This window comes from Pseudomonas macauensis (assembly GCF_047902425.1).
Lineage (GTDB): Bacteria > Pseudomonadota > Gammaproteobacteria > Pseudomonadales > Pseudomonadaceae > Pseudomonas.
Genome location: NZ_CP138377.1, coordinates 880,618 through 899,113, shown reverse-complemented (window position 1 = coordinate 899,113; position 18,496 = coordinate 880,618). Strand labels below are relative to the sequence as shown.

General features: G+C 66.7%; 15 protein-coding genes and 1 pseudogene. 7 read left to right on the top strand and 9 right to left on the bottom strand.

The genetic code is table 11. The features are described from left to right. Nucleotides 1–57: 57 nt before the first annotated feature. The gene (locus SD196_RS04255; protein ID WP_275610202.1) at nucleotides 58–237 is read left to right on the top strand and encodes a hypothetical protein; all 180 of its coding nucleotides are present in this window, start codon (nucleotides 58–60) and stop codon (nucleotides 235–237) included. 6 nt (nucleotides 238–243) lie between these two features. Here SD196_RS04255 and SD196_RS04250 read toward each other — a convergent pair whose 3' ends face one another. The 3 genes from SD196_RS04250 to SD196_RS04240 form a co-directional block, all read right to left on the bottom strand. Then, nucleotides 244–1,419, bottom strand: coding sequence for a Bcr/CflA family multidrug efflux MFS transporter (locus SD196_RS04250; RefSeq protein ID WP_416311090.1), 1,176 nt, complete (start codon nucleotides 1,417–1,419; stop codon nucleotides 244–246). Nucleotides 1,420–1,607: 188 nt separating this feature from the next. Continuing rightward, a complete protein-coding gene (locus SD196_RS04245; protein ID WP_275610200.1) occupies nucleotides 1,608–4,754 on the bottom strand; it encodes an efflux RND transporter permease subunit in 3,147 nt (1,048 codons plus the stop codon). Between the two features lie 12 nt (nucleotides 4,755–4,766). Next, nucleotides 4,767–5,951, bottom strand: a complete 1,185-nt coding sequence (locus tag SD196_RS04240; protein WP_275610199.1) for an efflux RND transporter periplasmic adaptor subunit — start codon at nucleotides 5,949–5,951, stop codon at nucleotides 4,767–4,769. 155 nt (nucleotides 5,952–6,106) lie between these two features. Between SD196_RS04240 and SD196_RS04235 the strand changes: the two genes are divergently transcribed. Next, the gene (locus SD196_RS04235; RefSeq protein ID WP_275610198.1) at nucleotides 6,107–6,739 is read left to right on the top strand and encodes a TetR family transcriptional regulator; all 633 of its coding nucleotides are present in this window, start codon (nucleotides 6,107–6,109) and stop codon (nucleotides 6,737–6,739) included. 49 nt (nucleotides 6,740–6,788) lie between these two features. On the opposite strand, the gene SD196_RS04230 is transcribed toward SD196_RS04235, so the two are convergent. Next, nucleotides 6,789–6,986, bottom strand: a complete 198-nt coding sequence (locus SD196_RS04230; RefSeq protein ID WP_275610197.1) for a heavy-metal-associated domain-containing protein — start codon at nucleotides 6,984–6,986, stop codon at nucleotides 6,789–6,791. 153 nt (nucleotides 6,987–7,139) lie between these two features. Between SD196_RS04230 and SD196_RS04225 the strand changes: the two genes are divergently transcribed. From SD196_RS04225 to SD196_RS04210, 4 genes and pseudogenes are all read left to right on the top strand, one after another. Beyond that, nucleotides 7,140–7,592 carry a hypothetical protein gene (locus tag SD196_RS04225; RefSeq protein WP_343575130.1) on the top strand — a complete coding sequence of 151 codons (453 nt, stop codon included), beginning with the start codon at nucleotides 7,140–7,142 and terminating at the stop codon, nucleotides 7,590–7,592. A 98-nt stretch (nucleotides 7,593–7,690) separates the two neighbouring features. After that, the gene (locus tag SD196_RS04220) at nucleotides 7,691–10,093 is read left to right on the top strand and encodes a heavy metal translocating P-type ATPase (protein ID WP_343575133.1); all 2,403 of its coding nucleotides are present in this window, start codon (nucleotides 7,691–7,693) and stop codon (nucleotides 10,091–10,093) included. A gap of 46 nt (nucleotides 10,094–10,139) precedes the next feature. Next, nucleotides 10,140–10,541 (top strand): Cu(I)-responsive transcriptional regulator, encoded by a 402-nt coding sequence (gene cueR, locus SD196_RS04215; RefSeq protein WP_331318301.1) that lies wholly within the window; start codon nucleotides 10,140–10,142, stop codon nucleotides 10,539–10,541. A 113-nt stretch (nucleotides 10,542–10,654) separates the two neighbouring features. Next, nucleotides 10,655–10,855 (top strand): annotated as a pseudogene (locus SD196_RS04210) (type II toxin-antitoxin system HicB family antitoxin); the annotation flags it as partial. 70 nt (nucleotides 10,856–10,925) lie between these two features. On the opposite strand, the gene SD196_RS04205 reads toward SD196_RS04210, so the two are convergent. The 5 genes from SD196_RS04205 to SD196_RS04185 form a co-directional block, all read right to left on the bottom strand. Then, entirely contained in the window at nucleotides 10,926–11,816 is an 891-nt protein-coding gene (locus SD196_RS04205) for an EamA family transporter (RefSeq protein WP_343575138.1), read from the bottom strand. 211 nt (nucleotides 11,817–12,027) lie between these two features. Continuing rightward, nucleotides 12,028–12,579 (bottom strand): nucleotidyltransferase family protein, encoded by a 552-nt coding sequence (locus tag SD196_RS04200; protein WP_416311089.1) that lies wholly within the window; start codon nucleotides 12,577–12,579, stop codon nucleotides 12,028–12,030. 5 nt (nucleotides 12,580–12,584) lie between these two features. Further along, the gene (locus SD196_RS04195) at nucleotides 12,585–13,481 is read right to left on the bottom strand and encodes a PA4780 family RIO1-like protein kinase (protein ID WP_275610192.1); all 897 of its coding nucleotides are present in this window, start codon (nucleotides 13,479–13,481) and stop codon (nucleotides 12,585–12,587) included. A gap of 73 nt (nucleotides 13,482–13,554) precedes the next feature. Then, nucleotides 13,555–14,736 carry a two-component system response regulator gene (locus tag SD196_RS04190; protein WP_331318305.1) on the bottom strand — a complete coding sequence of 394 codons (1,182 nt, stop codon included), beginning with the start codon at nucleotides 14,734–14,736 and terminating at the stop codon, nucleotides 13,555–13,557. A gap of 67 nt (nucleotides 14,737–14,803) precedes the next feature. Continuing rightward, nucleotides 14,804–17,146, bottom strand: a complete 2,343-nt coding sequence (locus SD196_RS04185; protein WP_331318308.1) for an ATP-binding protein — start codon at nucleotides 17,144–17,146, stop codon at nucleotides 14,804–14,806. A gap of 124 nt (nucleotides 17,147–17,270) precedes the next feature. Between SD196_RS04185 and ada the strand changes: the two genes are divergently transcribed. Next, nucleotides 17,271–18,332, top strand: coding sequence for a bifunctional DNA-binding transcriptional regulator/O6-methylguanine-DNA methyltransferase Ada (ada, locus tag SD196_RS04180; protein WP_343575146.1), 1,062 nt, complete (start codon nucleotides 17,271–17,273; stop codon nucleotides 18,330–18,332). The last annotated feature ends 164 nt before the right edge of the window (nucleotides 18,333–18,496 follow it).

Sequence of the window (18,496 nt, the reverse complement as noted above, 5' to 3'; positions counted from 1 at the left end):
TTCGGTGACGGGTCTACACTGAGATTCCCTTCAAGAGACCGTCCAGGGGTGCCCATCATGCACATCCTCGTTCGCCCGTCCTCCGCCAACAAGAACCAGCCGTGGGAAGTCTGCCTGGATCAACAGGCCGTCGGCTTCCGCAGCGAGCGGGAAGCTCGCACCTTCGTCGATACCCTGGAAGCCCGGTTGCGGGCACCGCACCACTTGCCCGAGCTGCGCCAGCGCGCCGCGGGCTGATTCAGTTCAGGCGGCGCGTTCGCTGATCTGTCCGCTGGACCAGCCGAGCAGCGCGGCAGCCAGTCCACAACCGGTGATCACCAGGGCCATCGGCAGCGCCGAGCCATCATGCAGCGCGCCGACCAGGGCCGAGGCGCCCGCCGCCACGGTGAACTGCAGACTCCCCATCAGGGCCGACGCGCTTCCGGCGTGCCGCCCCTGGCTGGCCATCGCGCAGGCCGAAGCATTGGGCAGCAGGAAGCCCAGGCAGGCGATGGCGCCGAACAGCGGGATCAGCAGCGGCCACAGTTCAGCCGGCCTCGCCAGGGTGATCGCCAGCAGCGTCACGCCGCAGGCGAAGTACACCCACACCGCCCTGCGCAACCAGAAACTCGGCCCGCGATAGCGCAGCAGCCGTGCGTTCACCTGCGCCATCAGGATGAACCCCGCCGCGTTGCTGCCGAAGATCCAGCCGTAGTGCTCGGCCGGTACGCCGTAGAGCTGGATGAACACGAAGGGCGAGCCGGCGATGTAGGAGAACATCCCCGCGACGGCGACGCCGCCGGTCAGCGCGTAGGTGAGGAAGGAGCGATCGGAAAACAGCGACAGATACTGCCGCCCTGCCCCACGCAAGGGGGCGCGTGGGCCCGCCGGGATGGTTTCCGGCAACCACAGGGCGATGGCCGCGCCGGCCAGCGCACTGAACAGCGTCAGGCAATAGAAGATCGACTGCCAGCCGGCCAGGTCCAGCAGCAGGCCGCCGCACAACGGCGCGAGTATCGGCGCCAGCCCCATCACCAGCATCAGTTGCGAAAAGGCCTTGGCGGCGGCAATCGGGTCGCACAGATCACGCACCACCGCCCGCGAGATCACCATGCCCGCGCAGCCCCCCAGCGCCTGGACGAATCGCGCAGCGATCAGCCACTCAAGGTTCGGCACGAAGGCGCAGGCCAGCGAGGCCAGGGTGAAGATGCTCACCCCCAGCAACAGCGGAATGCGCCGGCCAATGCGATCGGCCAACGGACCGTAGAGCAGTTGGCCAATGGCAAGGCCGGCGAAGTACGCCGACAGGCTCAGCTGAATGTGCTCGACGTCGGTGTCGAAGGCGTGCGCCAGCGCCGGGAAGCTGGGCAGATAGAAATCGATGGCCATTGGCCCGAAGGCACTCAAGGCGCCAAGGATCAGCAGGATACGGAGATTCATGAAGTCACCTGGGCACACACCGGCGGTGGCGGCTCAGGCGCCAGGGCGGACGGGGTGTAAGGTTCTGCCGCGAGCGCGCTGCGCGACGAAGCCTTGCATTGTGACAATGGCCGGGAAATTAGCAAGCTCACTAATCAATTCCCGAAAAGATGGTAGGCGGACCGGCGCACTGCCGGTCCGCCCTGGCTTCAGGCCTTGTGACCCTCGGCCTCCGCAGGCTTCTTCTTGCGGGCGGCAAGCTTGTCGGACAGCGACTCCACCAGCATGTAGAACATCGGGATGAGGAAGGTCGCCAGCAGGGTCGCGGCGAGCATGCCGCCGATCACCCCGGTGCCGATCGAGTGACGGCTGGCCGAGCCCGCGCCAGTGCTGATCGCCAACGGCACGCAACCCAGGATGAAGGCCAGCGAGGTCATGACGATCGGGCGGAAGCGCAGCTTGGCCGCTTCCAGCGCCGCCTGCATCGGGCCCATGCCCTGTTCTTCGCGGCAGAGCACGGCGAACTCGATGATCAGGATGGCGTTCTTCGCCGCCAGACCGATCAGCGTCACCAGGCCCACCTGGAAGTACACGTCGTTATCGAGGCCGCGCAGCCAAATCGCGAGGATGGCGCCGAATACCGCGAAGGGCACCGCGGTGACCACCGCCAGCGGCAGCGACCAGCGTTCGTACTGGGCCGCAAGGATGAGGAACACCAGGATCAGGCCGAAGAGGAAAGCCTGGCTACCCGAGCCCTGTGCTTCCAGCTCCTGGTAGGCCGAACCGATCCAGGTCAGCATGTAGTCCTCGCCGAGGGTCTCGTCGGCCACCTGCTGCATCGCCGCCAACGCCTGGCCGGAGCTGTAGCCCGGCGCCGGACCGCCGAGCAGCTTGGCCGCCGGGAACACGTTGAAGCGCGAGAAGGTATCCGGACCGAGGATGCGGCGTACCTCCACCAGCGTCGAGAGCGGCACCAGGTCGCCGGTGGCGGAGCGCACGTAGACCTGCTTGAGGTCCTCCGGCTTGCGGCGGAAGTCCGACTCGGACTGCAGGTTCACCTTCCAGGTACGGCCGTAAAGGCTGAAGTCGTTGACGTAGTATGCGCCGAAGGTCGCCTGCATGGCGGTGAACACATCGTCGATCGCGACACCGAAGGCGCGCGCCTTGGTGCGGTCCAGGTCGATGTAGTACTGCGGCACGTCAGCGTTGAAGGTGGTGGTCACTCCAGCCAGTTCGGGGTGCTTGGCCGCCGCGGCCATGAACTTCTGCACCATCGCCTGCAACTGTTCGGGGGTGCCGCCGCTGCGGTCCTGGATATAGGCCTCGAAGCCGCCGGTGGTGGACATGCCGGTGATCGGCGGCGGGTTGAAGCTCAGGGTCACGCCGTCCTGCTCACGCATGCCCATGCCCATGAAGGTGCGCGTCAGGTTGCGCGCGTCCAGCGACGGTTCCTCACGTTCCTTCCAGTCCTTGAGGGTCACGAAAGACACACCAGCACTGGTGACGTTGGTGTTGGTCAGGATGTTCAGGCCGGAGAAGGTCACCACGTCCTTGACCGCCGGGTGCTTGCGCAACTGATCGGAGACCGCCCCGGTCAGATCCTCGGTACGCTTGAGCGAGGAAGCCGGCGGCAGGAGGTAGGCGTTGAGCACGTAACCCTGGTCTTCGTCAGGCACCAGCGAGCCGGGCACCCGGCCGAACAGCACCACCAGCAGCGCGATCATCCCGCCGACCAGCAGCAGGCCGATGGAGGCGCGCTTGAGGAAGAACTGCACACCGGCGCCATAGCCTTCGGTGGCCTTGTCGAACATGCGGTTGAACCAGCGGAACGGTGCTGCCGGCTCCTTGTGCTCGGGTTTGAGGATCAGTGCGCAGAGCGCCGGTGACAGGGTGAGCGCGACGATGCCGGAAATCACCACCGACACCGCGATGGTGATCGCGAACTGCTGGTACATCTGCCCGGCGAGACCGCCAAGGAAGCCAACCGGGATGAACACCGCACAGAGCACCAGGACGATGGCGACGATCGGCCCGGTCACCTCTTCCATCGCCTTGATCGCCGCCTCCCGTGGGCCGAGCTTCTCCGTTCGCATCACCCGTTCGACGTTCTCCAGCACCACGATGGCGTCGTCGACCACGATGCCGATCGCCAGCACCAGGCCGAACAGGGTCAGAAGGTTGATGGAGAAGCCCAGCAGGTACATGCCGGCGAAGGTACCGACCAGCGACACCGGGATCGCCAGCACCGGAATCAGGGTGGCGCGCACGTTCTGCAGGAACAGGTAGACCACCAGCATCACCAGCACCAGGGCCTCGAAGAAGGTGTGCACCACCTCCTCGATGGACACCTTCACGAACACCGTGGTGTCGTAGGGGATGGTGTAGACGATGCCCTGCGGGAAGCGCTTGGACAGCCGGTCCATGGTGCTGCGCACGGCCTCGGCGGTATCCAGGGCGTTGGCGCCGGGTTGCAGGTACACACCGAAGGCCGCGTTCTGCTGGCCGTTCAGCGTGGTTTTCATCGAGTAGTCCTGGGCCCCCAGTTCGACCCGGGCGACGTCCTTGAGCAACAGGCTGGCGCCGGTGCTGTCGGTACGCAGGATGATGTTCTCGAACTGTTTAGGATCGGAGAAGCGGCCCTGGGTGCTCACCGTGTAGGTGAAGTCCTGCGGAGTGTGCAGGGGCTCCTTGCCGAAGTTGCCGGCGGCGAACTGCGAGTTCTGTTCTTGAACGGCGTTGACCACGTCGGTCGGCGTCAGGTTGTACTGCGCCAGCTTGTCCGGGCGCAGCCAGATGCGCATGGAGTAGTCCTTGGCGCCGAACTGGGTGACGTCGCCCACGCCGGGCAGACGCTTGAGTTCATCGATCACGTTGATCAGCGCGTAGTTACTGATCTGCACCGGATCGACCGAGTTGTCCGGCGAGTACAGGATGACCAGCTGCAGAATGTCCGAGGACTTCTTCTGCACCTTCACGCCCTGCCGGCGCACTTCCTGCGGCAGCTTGGCCAGCGCGGCCTGCACCTTGTTGTTGACGTTGATGGTGGCCTGGTCGGGATCGGTACCGACCTGGAAGTACACGGTGAGGGTCATGGCACCGCTGCTGTCCGAGGTGGACAGCTGGTAGATCATGCCTTCCACGCCGTTGATTTCCTGCTCCAGCGGCGCAGCGACGGTCTCCGCGATCACCTGCGAACTGGCGCCCGGATAGTTGGTGGTCACCGACACCTGCGGCGGCAGGATCTCCGGGTACTGGGCAATCGGCAGGGCATGCATGGCCGCCATCCCGCCGAGCAGGATGACGATGGAGATCACCATGGCAAAGATCGGACGATCGATGAAGAAGCGCGAAATCACGATGGGCGCTCCTTAGGACTGGGTCTGGGCAGTATTGGCCGCAGAGGGCTGCGCACCACCTTCGACCGGCTTCACCGGCTGATCGGGACGGACCTTGATCAGGCCATCGACGATGACCCGGTCACCGGCATCCACGCCGGCGTCGATGATCCAGCGGCCATCCACGGTCTGCGAGGTGGTGACCTGCCGCACGCGGGCGAAGCCGTCCTTGTCCACGACGTAGACGAAGGTGCCGCGCGGGCCCTGGGCCAGCGCCCGCTCGGGCAGCGTGACCGCGTTCTTGCGGGTGATGCCCTTGACCAGCACACGTACGAACTGGCCGGGAATCAGCTGGTTTTTCGGGTTGGGCACCACGGCGCGGGCATTCACAGTGCCGGTGCCGGTGTTGACGAAGCTGTCGGTGAAATCGACCACGCCCTCGATGGGGTACTGGCTACCGTCGCCGAAGTGCAGCTCGGCGCTCAGCTTGCCGTCCGCGGGCAGGCTCAGCCGGCCACTCTGCACGCCGTCGCGCAGGCGCGCCGCCTCGGTGTCGGGGTAGGCGAAGTTGACGTACACCGGGTCGAGCTGGGTGAGCTTGGTCAGCAGGCTGGAGCCTGGATCAGCCGCGGCCACCAGGCTGCCTTCGGAGCGGACTTCCTTGCTCGCCATGCCGGAAATCGGCGCGGTCACCGTGGTGTAGTTCAGGTCGATCTGCTTGGCCTGCACGTTGGCGCGGGCAGCTTCGACGTCGGCCTTGGCCTGTTCGAAGTTGGAGATGTAGCGGTCCAGCTCGCTCTCGCTGGCGAAGCCTTTCTTCTGCAGTTCGCGGATACGGCGCAAGTCGCGGTCGGTCTGGCGGTAGCGCGCCTGGGCCTGCGCCAGCGCTCCCTGGGCCTGGCCCAGCGCGGCCTGGTAAGGACGCGGATCAATGCGGAACAGCACCTGGCCTTCCTTGACCGGACGGCCTTCTTCATAGGTGCGGCGTTGCAGGATGCCGCTGACCTGGGCACGCACCTCGACTTCGCGGTAACCGGCGGTGCGGGCGGCGTATTCCAGCGTCACGGGGACGACGGAGCTCTTGGCGACTTCCACGGTCACCGGCGGCGGAGGCGGTGCGGCAGCAGCAGGTTTGTCCTCAGCCTGTAGCGCCGTGGCGAACAAGGCAGGTATGCCGAATACAGCAATTGCAACGGGCAAACGGCGGACGAACTGCATGTAACCTCTCCATGGAATGACAAAAATAACGAAGCGGTAGGAATATTGACTGAGAGGAGTTCACTTGCGCCAGTGCCTGCAAGGGACTGTTCGTACTTTAAAATCAGTAAACTGCCAACTGAGTAGTGATCCTAGCCTGTATACCAGTAAGTGCCATGCGAAGAACTAAAGAAGATTCGGAAAAGACGCGCCAAACGATTCTCGACTCGGCCGAGCAACTGTTTCTGGCCAAGGGCGTCTCCAACACGAGCCTGGAGGAGATCGCCAGAAGTGCCGGCGTGACCCGTGGTGCGGTGTATTGGCACTTCCAGAACAAGGCTCATCTGTTCAACGATCTGCTCAACCAGGTACGCCTGCCGCCCGAGCAACTGGCACAACGTCTCTCCGGCTGCGACGGGCACGACCCGATACAGTCATTGTTCGAATTGAGCGTGGAAGTCATCGAGAACCTGGCGCGCCACCCGCAACGCCGGCGCATCCTCACCATCCTGCTGCAACGCTGCGAGTTCACCGACGAACTGCGCGATGCGGAGGAACGCCACAACCACTTCATCCGTCAATTCATCGAACTGTGCGAGCAGTTGTTCACCCGCGAGAGCTGCCGTAGTCGGCTGATGCCGGGCGTGACGCCGCAGATCGCTTCGCGCGCGGTGCATGCGATGATTTTCGGCCTGCTCAGCGACTGGCTGCGCGACCCGGAACTGTTCGACGCGGAGCGGGAGACCCGTTTCCTGTTCGATGTGCTGTTCAGAGGGCTGGTGCGCGACTGGAACGCGCCCCCGGCCTGATGGGCCGGCGTGGAACCGGCCCGGAAGGAACGAAAGAAGGAAAGAAGACTCAGGCCGCCTTGGCCTCGTAACCCTCTTCGCGGATCGCTGCGAGAATGGCCGCCTCGTCCAGGCGGCTGGCGACGCGCACTTCGCCCTGGCCCAGGTCGACCTGGACTTCCGCGGCCGCATCCAGAGCCTGGACAGCCTGGGTGATGGCGCGGACGCAGTGACCACAGCTCATGCCTTTGACTTGGAAGGTATGCATGGGAAAGCTCCTGTCGTGTGATGATTCGCTGGACGCAGTCTCGACCTTCCCCTCGTGGCAAGGTCAAGCCCCCTGGTGATTTGTTTCCACACGCTTGTCCTGCGTCAGGCTCTCAGCCAAGCTGCCCGGATGATCCCCTCCCGGAGAACGCCCATGCGCCGTTCCCTCCTTTTCACCCTCGGCCTGCTGGTCTGCGCACTGGCGCAGGCCGACGGCTCGTCCGATACGCCACCGGCCCCGCCGCCTCCTGCCCAGCTGGCGCCCGCCACGCCCAGTCCCTGGCCGGTCCCCGATGCCCAACCAGTGGCCTACGCCGTGCTGATCGTCAGCCGCGAACGCCTGGACACCGGCACCGCCTGCGACATCGACCTCTACGTGCAGGACCAGAAGGTCTCGCGCCTGCAGCCCGAAGGCGAGGTCGCCCTCAACCTGCCGCCGGGCGAAACCTCCCTGCGCCTGCAGACCGCCAACTCCGGCCTCTGCCACGGCGGCATCGAGCCGCTGCGCGCACAGTCGGTGATGCTGCGCGCCGGCGAGGTGCGCAAGTTCCGCATTGCCAACAGCGAGAGCGGCCTGTACCTGACGCCGGTTTCCAGCGGCGGTTGAACGGGGAGCAATGACCTGCGGCAAGGGACCGCAGGGAAGGGGTTGACCTTACCCTTGTGTCAAGGTTGATCCTGCTGGGGAACTTCAGGGAGAGCCCCATGAACAGCGCAACCTCCATCGAACTCGACCTCCCGGTCTCCGGGATGACCTGCGCCAGCTGCGCCGGCCGCGTGGAACGCGCCCTGCGCAAGGTACCCGGCGTACAGGAAGCCAGCGTCAACCTCGCCAGCGAGCAGGCACGCATCCAGTTGGCCGGCCCCTCCAACGGCGACACCCTGCCCGCCCTGGTGGCAGCTGTCGAACAGGCCGGCTACGCAGTGCCGGCGCACAGCCTGGAGCTGGCCATCGACGGCATGACCTGCGCCAGCTGCGTTGGCCGCGTCGAGCGCGCCCTACGCAAGGTCCCCGGCGTACGCGAGGTCAGCGTGAACCTCGCCAGCGAGCGCGCCCACCTGGACCTGCTCGGCGCGGTAGATATCGCCGAGCTGATCGCCGCTGTCGACAAGGCCGGCTACAAGGCCCGCCCCATTGAGTCCGACCAGCGCAGCGTCGACCCGCAGGTAGCCCGCCTGGCCCGCGAACGCTGGTGGCTGGCCGCCTCCATCGTCCTGTCGCTGCCACTGGTGCTGCCGATGATCGGCGACTGGTTCGGCCTGCACTGGATGCTCCCGGCCTGGGTGCAGTTCCTGCTCGCCACGCCCGTGCAATTCCTCATCGGCGCGCGCTTCTACGTCTCCGCCTGGAAAGCCGTGCGCGCCGGCAGCGGCAACATGGACCTGCTGGTCGCCCTCGGCACCAGCGCCGGCTACGGCCTGAGCCTGTACCTCTGGTACGCGGCAGCGCCAGGGCAGATGCCGCACCTGTACTTCGAAGCCAGTGCCGTGGTCATCACCCTGATCCTGCTCGGCAAGTACCTGGAAAGCCGCGCCAAGCGCCAGACCGCCGCCGCCATCCGAGCCCTCGAAGCCCTGCGCCCGGAACGCGCCACCCGCGTCCGCGATGGCATCGAGGAAGATGTCGCCATTGCCGAGCTGCGCCTGGGTGACGAAGTGCTGGTGCGCCCCGGCGAGCGCTTCCCGGTGGACGGCGAGGTGCTCGACGGCCAGAGCCATGCCGACGAGGCACTGATCACCGGCGAGAGCGTACCGGTGGCCAAGGGCGTCGGCGACGCCGTCACCGGCGGCGCTATCAACGGCGAAGGCGTGCTGCGGGTGAAGACTACTGCCCTGGGCGGCGAGACCGTGCTGGCGCGGATCATCCGCCTGGTGGAAGACGCCCAGGCCGCAAAAGCGCCGATCCAGAAGTTGGTGGACAAGGTCAGCAACGTGTTCGTCCCGGTGGTGATCGGCATCGCGCTGGTTACCCTGGTCGGCTGGCTGCTCGCCGGCGCCGGCTGGGAACATGCGCTGATCAACGCCGTGGCGGTGCTGGTGATCGCCTGCCCGTGCGCCCTGGGCCTGGCCACCCCCACTGCGATCATGGCCGGCACCGGCGTGGCGGCGAAACACGGCATCCTGATCAAGGACGCCGAGGCCCTGGAAGTCGCCCATGCGGTCGACGCCGTGGCCTTCGACAAGACCGGCACCCTCACCTCCGGCCAACCGCGCATCACCAACCTCGCCGCCTCTGACGAAGCCCAGGCCCTCGCCCTGGCCGGCGCCCTGCAGCGCGGCAGCGAGCACCCGCTGGCCAAGGCCGTGCTCGATGCCTGCGCCGAGCGCGGGCTGGCCCCGACCGCCGCCGATGCCATCCAGGCGCTGGCCGGGCGCGGCATCCAGGGCCAGGTCGACGGTCGCCTGTTCGCACTGGGTAACCGCCGCCTGCTGGACGAACTGCAACTGCCGCCCGGCGACCTGGCGGAATCCGCGCAGAAATGGGAAACCCAGGGACGCACCCTGTCCTGGCTGATCGAGCGCGAGCCGCAGGCCCGCGTGGTGGCCCTGTTCGCCTTCGGCGACAGCCTCAAGGACGGCGCCAGGCCCGCCATCGACGCCCTGCGCCAGCGCGGCATCGCCAGTCACCTGATCACCGGCGACAACCGCGGCAGCGCCAAGGTCGTGGCCGATGCGCTGGGCCTGGACGACGTGCACGCCGAAGTATTGCCCGGCGACAAGGCCGAGGTAGTCGGTGCCCTGCGCAAGAACGGCAAGGTGGTGGCCATGGTCGGCGACGGCATCAACGACGCCCCGGCGCTGGCTGCGGCGGACGTGGGCATCGCCATGGGCGGTGGCACCGACGTGGCCATGCACGCTGCCGGCATCACCCTGATGCGCGGCGACCCGAGGCTGGTGCCGGCGGCGCTGGACATCTCCCGGCGCACCTACGCGAAAATCCGCCAGAACCTGTTCTGGGCCTTCATCTATAACCTGGTGGGCATCCCGCTGGCCGCCTTCGGCCTGCTCAACCCCATGGTCGCCGGCGCGGCGATGGCCGCCTCCAGCGTCAGCGTGGTGAGCAACGCCCTGCTGCTCAAGCGTTGGAAACCGCAGGATCACCAGTGACACCCACGCCCCGCGCAAGCGGGGCGTTCGATAAAGAGGAATCGGCATGAACATCGGCGAAGCGGCGAAGAAGAGCGGCCTGACCGCAAAGATGATCCGCTACTACGAATCCATCGGCCTGCTCGCCCCCGCCGGCCGCAGCGCCAGCGGTTACCGCCACTACAGCGAGCAGGACCTGCACACCCTGGCCTTCATCCGCCGCTCACGGGACTTCGGTTTCGCCCTGGAGGAAGTCGGCCACCTCCTCGCCCTCTGGCAGGACCGCCAGCGCGCCAGCGCCGACGTGAAGGCCCTGGCCGCCCGGCACATCGACGAACTCAACCGCAAGATCGCCGAACTCAGCAGCCTGCGCGACACCCTGCAGGAACTGAGCGACCACTGCCAGGGCGATCACCGCCCGGACTGCCCGATCCTGAAGGACCTCGAGTCGGGGAATTGCTGTCATTGAGGAGCTTTCGGACGGGGCTGAGCGCCCCGTCCGATTTGTGGTCATCGCGGTTAATGATAGATACCAAAGCCCGAGGGCAGAACGACTGCCCAACAGAGCGGGACAATTCCTTCATGAGATATCAAGGCTACGCCACCCGCATCGAATACAGCGATGACGACGGGCTGTTCATCGGCCACATCGCCGGTATCCGCGACGTGATGGGTTTTCACGGCGAGTCGGTGAGCGAGTTGCGTGGGGCGTTCGAAGAGGCCGTGGACGACTACCTGGCTAGCTGCGAGAAACTCGGCCGCGAACCGCAGCGGCCAGTCTCTCACTGATGCCCCAAGACAACTGGTGATGGATCACCGCGGCACAGCAATCTGACGCTTTTGTAGGTACGGGTCAGCCTTGGGCGCTCACTGTCGTACGGCGGCGCCACAGCGACGCCGGCAGCACGGTCACGGCGAGGCCGACGAAGACCAGTACACAGGCCATCCAGTCCTGGGTGGTCAGCGCTTCGCCAAGGAACAGCCACCCCGACAGCAGGCCGGAAACCGGCACCGCCAGCGCGAACGGCGTGACCTGGCTGGCCGGGTAACGGCGCAGCAGGAAGCTCCACAGGCCGAAGCCGACGGTGGTGGCGAGGAAGGCGATGTAAAGCAGCGCGCCGGCGCCGGTCCAGCTGATATTCAGCACGGCATCCTCGATCGCGTCGGGACCTTCGAATATCCACGACAGCACCAGCAAGGGCAGCGGCGGGATCAGGCTGACCCAACTGATCAGGCGCAACATGTCGCTGGCGCCGGAGCGTTTGGTGGCGATGTTGGAGAAAGCCCAGGCCAGGGCCGCGGCAATCACCAGCAGGAAGGCCAGCAGGCTGTCGCCCAGCGGGCGCTCCAGACCGATCAGCAGCAGGCCGCCGGCGGCCAGCGCCAGGCCCAGCAAGGCGCGCGGGGTGGGGCGTTCACCCAGCAGTGCGGCGGCAATCAGCACGGTGAAGAAGACCTGGCTCTGCAGCACCAGAGAGGACAGCCCGGCGGGCATGCCCAGGTGCATGCCGACGAACAGCAGGCCGAACTTCACCACACCCAGCAGCAGGCCGATCTGCACGATGCGCCAGAACGGCGCGGGCAGCGGGCCGCGCAGGAAGATCAGCGGCAATGCGGCCAGGGCGAAGCGCAGGGCGCAGAACAGCAGCGGCGGGAAGTCGTGCAGGCCGACCTTGATCACGACGAAGTTGACGCCCCAGATCAGGGTGACCAGCAGGGCGAGCAGGATATGGCGCAGGGGCATGGCGGGTAGCTCGGGGTGGGATGGGGTAACGCTACCAGTCTGGCCGGCCGCTGTATGGATACAGTTGGTGCCGTACAGTTTGCCTCGTTACGTCGCCGCGACCGGGCTGGACTCGGAAGGCCCTGAAGCCGGGGGCAAACAGAGCGTCAGGGCTTTTGCTCTCGTAGGGTGTGGGGGAAAGCCCAGGCACAGACTTCCCGGATAAGGACAATTACAGGAGCTCGATCTGCAGGTTGGGCCAGTGGGTCAGCCAGTTCTTGGCGGCGAGGCGCTCGCGGTATATTTCGGGCTTCGTGCGGAAGCGTTCGGTTGGCCGAACACGCAGGTTCAGCAGATCGTCGACGCCCAACGGTGCCAGCAATTCCAGCGCGTCGCCACGCAAACGCACCGCCACCGCCGTGCAGACTTCCGCCCAGTGCCGCAGTGCGTCGGCGCAATCCCGGTAAGCTCTATCGCCATTGCGCAAATACATGCGCGCCTGGTTGCGCACCGACCAGAGCGCGCCCGGGCAAGCCTCCCGCAAGCGGCGCTCCCAGGTGTCGTCCGCTTCGGCGTCCAGGCAGTCTTCGGCGAAATACAGCACATCCACATCGGCCAGCGGCGTCGGGTCGATATAGCCGTGCAACGCATCCCACACGGCATTGCGCACGAAGCCGGCGCCGATCCAGGCGTCGGCCGGGCCGTGATCGCGCACGCCGCGCAGCAGGCGCATGCGCTCGGGCTGGGCGGCGATCAGCGTCAGGATGTCAGAAGGGTCGTTCAACCCGATCAAGCCTGCTCCCACGGCGGAGGCGGCGGTTCGTCGCGGGTCTGCGGCGTATCCTGGGCGGCGCGACCGGCCTCGCGGCGGGCCTGTTCGCGCAGGGCGTCGGCGATTTCGCGCAGTACGGAGTCGACGTCCGCTTCGTCCTCGGGATCGTCGAAATGGCCGGTCAGCGGGGTATCCGGCAGCAGTTTCCCTTCCTCGTAAAGCGCCCACATTTCCTTGGCGTAGTGGGTGTACTTCAATTCCGGGGCAAAGCGGCCGAAGTAGGCGGCCATGTTGCCCACGTCACGCTCCAGCATGCGGAAAGCGTGGTTGTTGCCGGCGGCGTCCACCGCCTGGGGCAGGTCGATGATCACCGGGCCATCCGGCCCTACCAACACGTTGAACTCTGACAGGTCGCCGTGCACCAGGCCGGCGCAGAGCATCATCACGATCTGGCGGATCAGGAAGGCGTGGAATTCGCGCGCCAACTCCGGCTCCATCACCACGTCGTTCAAGCGTGGTGCGGCATCGCCGTCCTCGTCGGCGATCATTTCCATCAACAGCACGCCGTCGAGGAAGTCGTAGGGCTTGGGCACCCGCACGCCGGCATTGGCCAGGCGGAACAGCGCGGCGACCTCGGCGTTCTGCCAGGCCTCCTCCTGTTCCTTGCGGCCGTACTTGCTGCCCTTGGCCATGGCGCGCGCCTGGCGGCTGTTGCGCACCTTGCGCCCTTCCTGGTACTCGGCGGCCTGGCGGAAGCTGCGCTTGTTGGCTTCCTTGTAGACCTTGGCGCAGCGCAGCTCATCGCCGCAGCGCACCACATAGACCGCTGCTTCCTTGCCACTCATCAGCGGTCGCAACACTTCGTCGATCAGTCCGTCTTCGATCAGCGGCTCAATGCGTTTCGGGGTCTTCATCGGGCTTCCTGGCATACCTCTCTACGGGCGCTGCGCACCTTATACGGCAATCCCCGGCAGTCGCCCAGCGCCATCAGGGGGCGGGCGGCGTCAGTTCGATGTTTTCGATCACAGCGTCCTCCAGGCGCAGCAATTCCAGCCCCAGGGCCTCGTCGCTGTCGGCGTAGCGCAGGGCGATGCTGGCGAAGCCTTCGGCGGCCTCGCTGAAGGCCTCCACCATGCGCGGGTCGAACTGGCTGCCGGCACCGGCCTTGATCTTCGCCGCCGCTTCGTCCGGGCCCAGCGAGGTGCGGTAGGCGTGGCGACTGGTCATCTCGTCGTAGCAGTCGATCAGCGTCAGCATTCGCGCGGCCATCGGAATACGTTCGCCGGAGAGGCCTTCCGGATACCCCGTGCCGTCCCAGCGCTCATGGTGACTGTGGGCGATCTCCTTGGCATAGCGCAGGAAGTCGGCCGGATAGCCCAGCTTGCGCTCGGCCGCCGCCAGGGCGTCGTGCCCAACCGTGGTGTGGCTTTGCATGATCGCCTGGTCAGCCTCGTCGAGCTGGCCGGGGTGGTGCAGGATGCGGTCGGGCACCGCGACCTTGCCGATATCGTGCAACTGCGCCGAGCGCGCCAGCAGTTCGATGTTTTCCACCGAGAGCTCGTTGGAGAACTCGTTGCGCAGCGCCAGGGTGCTGCCCAGCAGGCGCATGTAATGCTCGATGCGTACCAGGTGCTGGCTGTGGGCGTTGTCGCGCAGGTCGCAGAGGGTCGCCATGGCCTCCAGCGTGGCGTCCTGGATGGCTTGCAGTTCGCGGGCGCGGCGGCGCACTTCCAGCTCCAGGTACTCGCTCTTGTCGCGCAGGAAGTCGGCGTTGGCCTTGAGGTTGAGGTGCGCGCGGATGCGCGCCAGAGTCACCGGCGGGCTGATCGGCTTGGTGATGTAGTCCACTGCTCCCAGGTCCAGGCCCTTCTGCTCATCGGCGGCGTTGACCATGCCGGTGAGGAAGATCACCGGGATGTCACGGGTAGCCGGGTCGCCCTTGAGTTGGCGGCAGACCTCGTAGCCGTCCATCTCCGGCATCATGATGTCGAGCAGCACCAGGTCCGGGCGCGGATCGCTCTGCACCAGGCGCAGCGCCTTGGCGCCGCTGGAGGCGACGCGCACCTGATAGCGATCCATGAGCAGCTCGCTCATGAGCATCAGGTTGTCCGGCTGGTCATCCACCACCAGGATCAGCTCCTGTTCGGGCCGGTCCAGCATGCTATCCATCGCATTCCCCTCTAATTGTTCAGACTGCCACGCGGCGCCGGATCGGACCATTCATCCGCGCCGGCGTTCAGATCCTGATATCGCACTCCCTCGCGAGATTCACCAGATGCTCCAGGGCGCGTTCGAACTCGAAGCGCCTGACGTTCGTCGCGATGCCCTCGTATCCCTCATTGAAGACGCTGCGCAGCAGGCTTGCACGCTCGCCCAGCAAACGCCCGGCACGCGGGTCGTCGGCCGCCAGCAACTGCGCCAGGCGCCGGCAGACGCGCTCAACCTCGACCCCGTCGCCGCTGGAGGTCGGCGCGGGCGCCACCGTCTTTGCCGCTGGCTCGGGGAGCGGGGGCGCGGCATGGCTGATGCTGTCCAGGTTCACTTCCGCCGCATCGTCCACCCGTCCCATCGGCAGGCGGCACCAGAACAGGCTGCCCTGCCCCGCCTCGCTTTCCACGCCGACGCTGCCGCCCATCGCCTCGGCCAACCGCTTGCAGATCGCCAGCCCCAGACCGGAGCCGCCGTAGCGCCGGGTGATCGAGCTGTCGGCCTGGCGGAACGACTCGAACAGCCGGCCCTGCTGCGCCGGGGAGATGCCGATGCCGGTGTCGCGCAGGCCGAAGTACAGCTGCAGGCTGTCCTCGTCTTCCTCCTCCAGTTCGACGACCAGCACCACCTCGCCGTGCTCGGTGAACTTCAGCGCGTTGTTGGCGTAGTTCATCAGGATCTGCCGCAGGCGCAGCGAGTCGCCCACCACCTTGGCCGGCACCCGGGGGTCGATCTCGCAGCGCACCGCGAGCCCCTTGCTCGCCGCGCGGATGCTGAGCAGGTCGAACAACTCGCCGAGCATGCGTTCGAGGTCGAAATCGATGTGCTCGAACTCCAGCTTGCCGGCTTCCACCCGCGACAGGTCGAGGATGTCGCTGATCAGCTCCAGCAGGTACTGACCCGAGCCCTGGATCTTGCCCAGGTAGTCCAGCTGCTGCTCGTCCAGGGTGGTTTCCTGCAGCAGGTGGGCAAGGCCGATGATGATGTTCAGCGGCGTGCGGATTTCGTGGCTCATGTTGGCCAGGAAGTCGCTCTTGAGCTGCGCGGCCTCCTCAGCGAGGTCGCGGGCCTGGGCCAGGGCGACTTCGGTGGACTTGCGCGCGGTGACGTCGCGGCTCACGCCGACCAGCCCCAGCAGGCGCCCGTGGTCATCCTGGAAGGCACTGCGCAGGGTATCGAACAGCACCTGCCGGCCATCCGGGTAGATCACCCAACCCTCGCTGGCATAGGGCCCGCTGCCGGTCAGCGCCTGGTGGTCGCGGTCGTGCCGGCCGGCGGCGGCAGTGCGGCTGAACAGCTGGCGGTCGCTGCGCCCGACGATCTCGTCCGGGCGACGCCCCAGGCAGTCGGCGAACGCCTGGTTGACCCCCAGGTAGCGGCCCTGGGTGTCCTTGAACCAGATCGGGTCGGGGATCGCGTTGATCAGCGCCAGCAGCGTGCTGCGCTGGCGGCGCTCCTCGGCTTCGGCACGGGCGCGCTCGGCGACCTGGATCGACAGCCGCCGGTTCCACACCAGGACGAAGGCCAGCAGGGCGAGCACGCCCACCACCCAGGGCCAGGCGATCTGCAACAGGTGCATCCAGTCGAACACGTTCAGAGACGGCAGCCAGCGCGCCTGGATCGCCTCCTCCTCGCTGCGACTGATGTTGCCCAGGGCGCGGTCGAGCAACGGTACCAGCGGCTCCAGTTCCTTGCGCACAGCGAAGCGCACCTGACTGTTGCCCAGGCCGCTGTCGCCCCGGACTTCCAGGTTGCTCAGGCTCAGTTTCTCGATCAGGTAAGTGGAGGTGATCAGGTTGCCTACATAAGCATCGGCCTTGCCGGTGGAAACCGCCTTCAAGGCGCTGGAGGAATCGTCGCTGACCACGAAGACGACGCCCGGCACGGCCTTCGTCAGCAGTTCCTGCACGGCATAACCCTGCTCCACCGCCACCCGCCGCCCGGACAGGTCGTCGAGCACGCGGATGGTGCTGTCGCGGCGGGCGAAGATCAGGCTGCTGGTCAACAGGTACGGCTGGCTGAAACTGAGGAAGCGCTTGCGCTCCTCGGTCATCGCCACCGACGGCACCAGGTCCACCTCGCCGGCATGCACGGCGGCCAGCACGTCCTCCCAGGTGTTGTAGATCACCGGCCGGACCTTCATGCCCAGGCGCTCGGATATCAGTTGCAGGTAGTCGGCGCTGATACCGTGGAACTGGTCGAACTCGTCGATCACCTCGAATGGCGGCCAACCGGCGCGGAACAGGCCGACGCGGATCGGCTCGTGGGCACTGACGAAGGCCCGTTCCTGTTCGTTCAACGCAAGGCTCGCCGCATGCACCGGGGCATACAGCGTGACGAGCAGCAGGCAGCAGAAGCAGAATCGCAGCAAGGCAACGCTCTCTGAAGGCGGACATCGGCAAGCGTAGCCCGCAGTTTGAAAACGCGATGCGGATTGCCCGCCCGCAACGGCGGACAGACAATTTCCCCATCGCCGAATTCCATGGAGACCCACCATGATGAGCCTCGAACTGAACCCTGAGCGTTGCTGGCAGGCCGTCTGCGAGCGGGACGCGCACTTCGAGGGGCGCTTCGTCTTCAGCGTGCGCTCCACCGGCGTCTACTGCCGCCCCAATTGCCCGGCCCGCCGGCCTTCGCGTGGCAATGTGGCCTTCCATGAAAGCCCGGCCGCCGCCGAGGCCGCCGGTTTCCGCCCGTGCAAGCGCTGCTCGCCGAACGGCCCGAGCCCCCGCGAGCAGCTGGATGCACTGGTCGCCGCGGCCTGCGACCTGCTCGACCGCGCGGAGAAGCCGCTGACCCTGGACGAACTGGCCGGCCGCATCGGTCTCTCCGCCTCGCACCTGGCCCGCGCCTTCAAGGCACGCACCGGCCTGACCCCGCGCGCCTGGGCCGAGTCACGCCGCGAACAGCGCCTGGCCGCCGCCCTGCCGCAAGCGCACTCGGTACTGGATGCGGCGTTGGAAGCCGGCTACTCCGGGACCCGCGCCCTCTACGAAAGCGCCACCCCGCTGACCCCGGCGCAGCGCCGGCAAAAAGGTGCAGGAGAACGCCTGCGCTACGTCATCGCACCCTGCCCGCTCGGACAGATGCTGCTGGCGGCTACCGACAAGGGCGTCTGCGCCTTGCTGTTCGCCGACGAGGCCAGCGAGCTGGAACAACAACTGGCCGAGCGTTTCGGCGCCGCCGAGCGCGTGCGCGACGATGCGGGTCTGGGCGACTGGCTGCAGCAGGTCCTGGCGCAGCTGGCGGAGCCCGAACAGGCCGCCCACCTGCCGCTGGACCTGCACGGCAGCGCCTTCCAGCTGCGCGTCTGGCGCGCCCTCACGCGCATCCCCAGCGGCGAAACGCGGCGCTACGGCGAGCTGGCCGAACAGTTGGGCAGCCATCCCCGCGCCATCGCCCGCGCCTGCGCCAGCAACAATGTCGGCCTGCTGGTGCCCTGCCACCGGGTGGTCGGCGGTACCGGTGAAGGCGGCTACCGCTGGGGGCTGCCGCGCAAGCGCGAGCTGCTGCGCCGCGAGGGACTCGCCGCCGCACAGGCCAGCGACCAGGACTGAAGCCACTCCCCCTGGAACCGCCGCCTCGCTCCGGCGGTTCCGACACTGGCGCGGCCTCCAGGCAAAGTTCCCAGGCGAAGCTCCGGCAGCAATCGTTCGGATTTCCGAACGTGAATTCGTCGAATATCCGGATTACCGAACAGCGCGCCACGCACCAGTCTCGG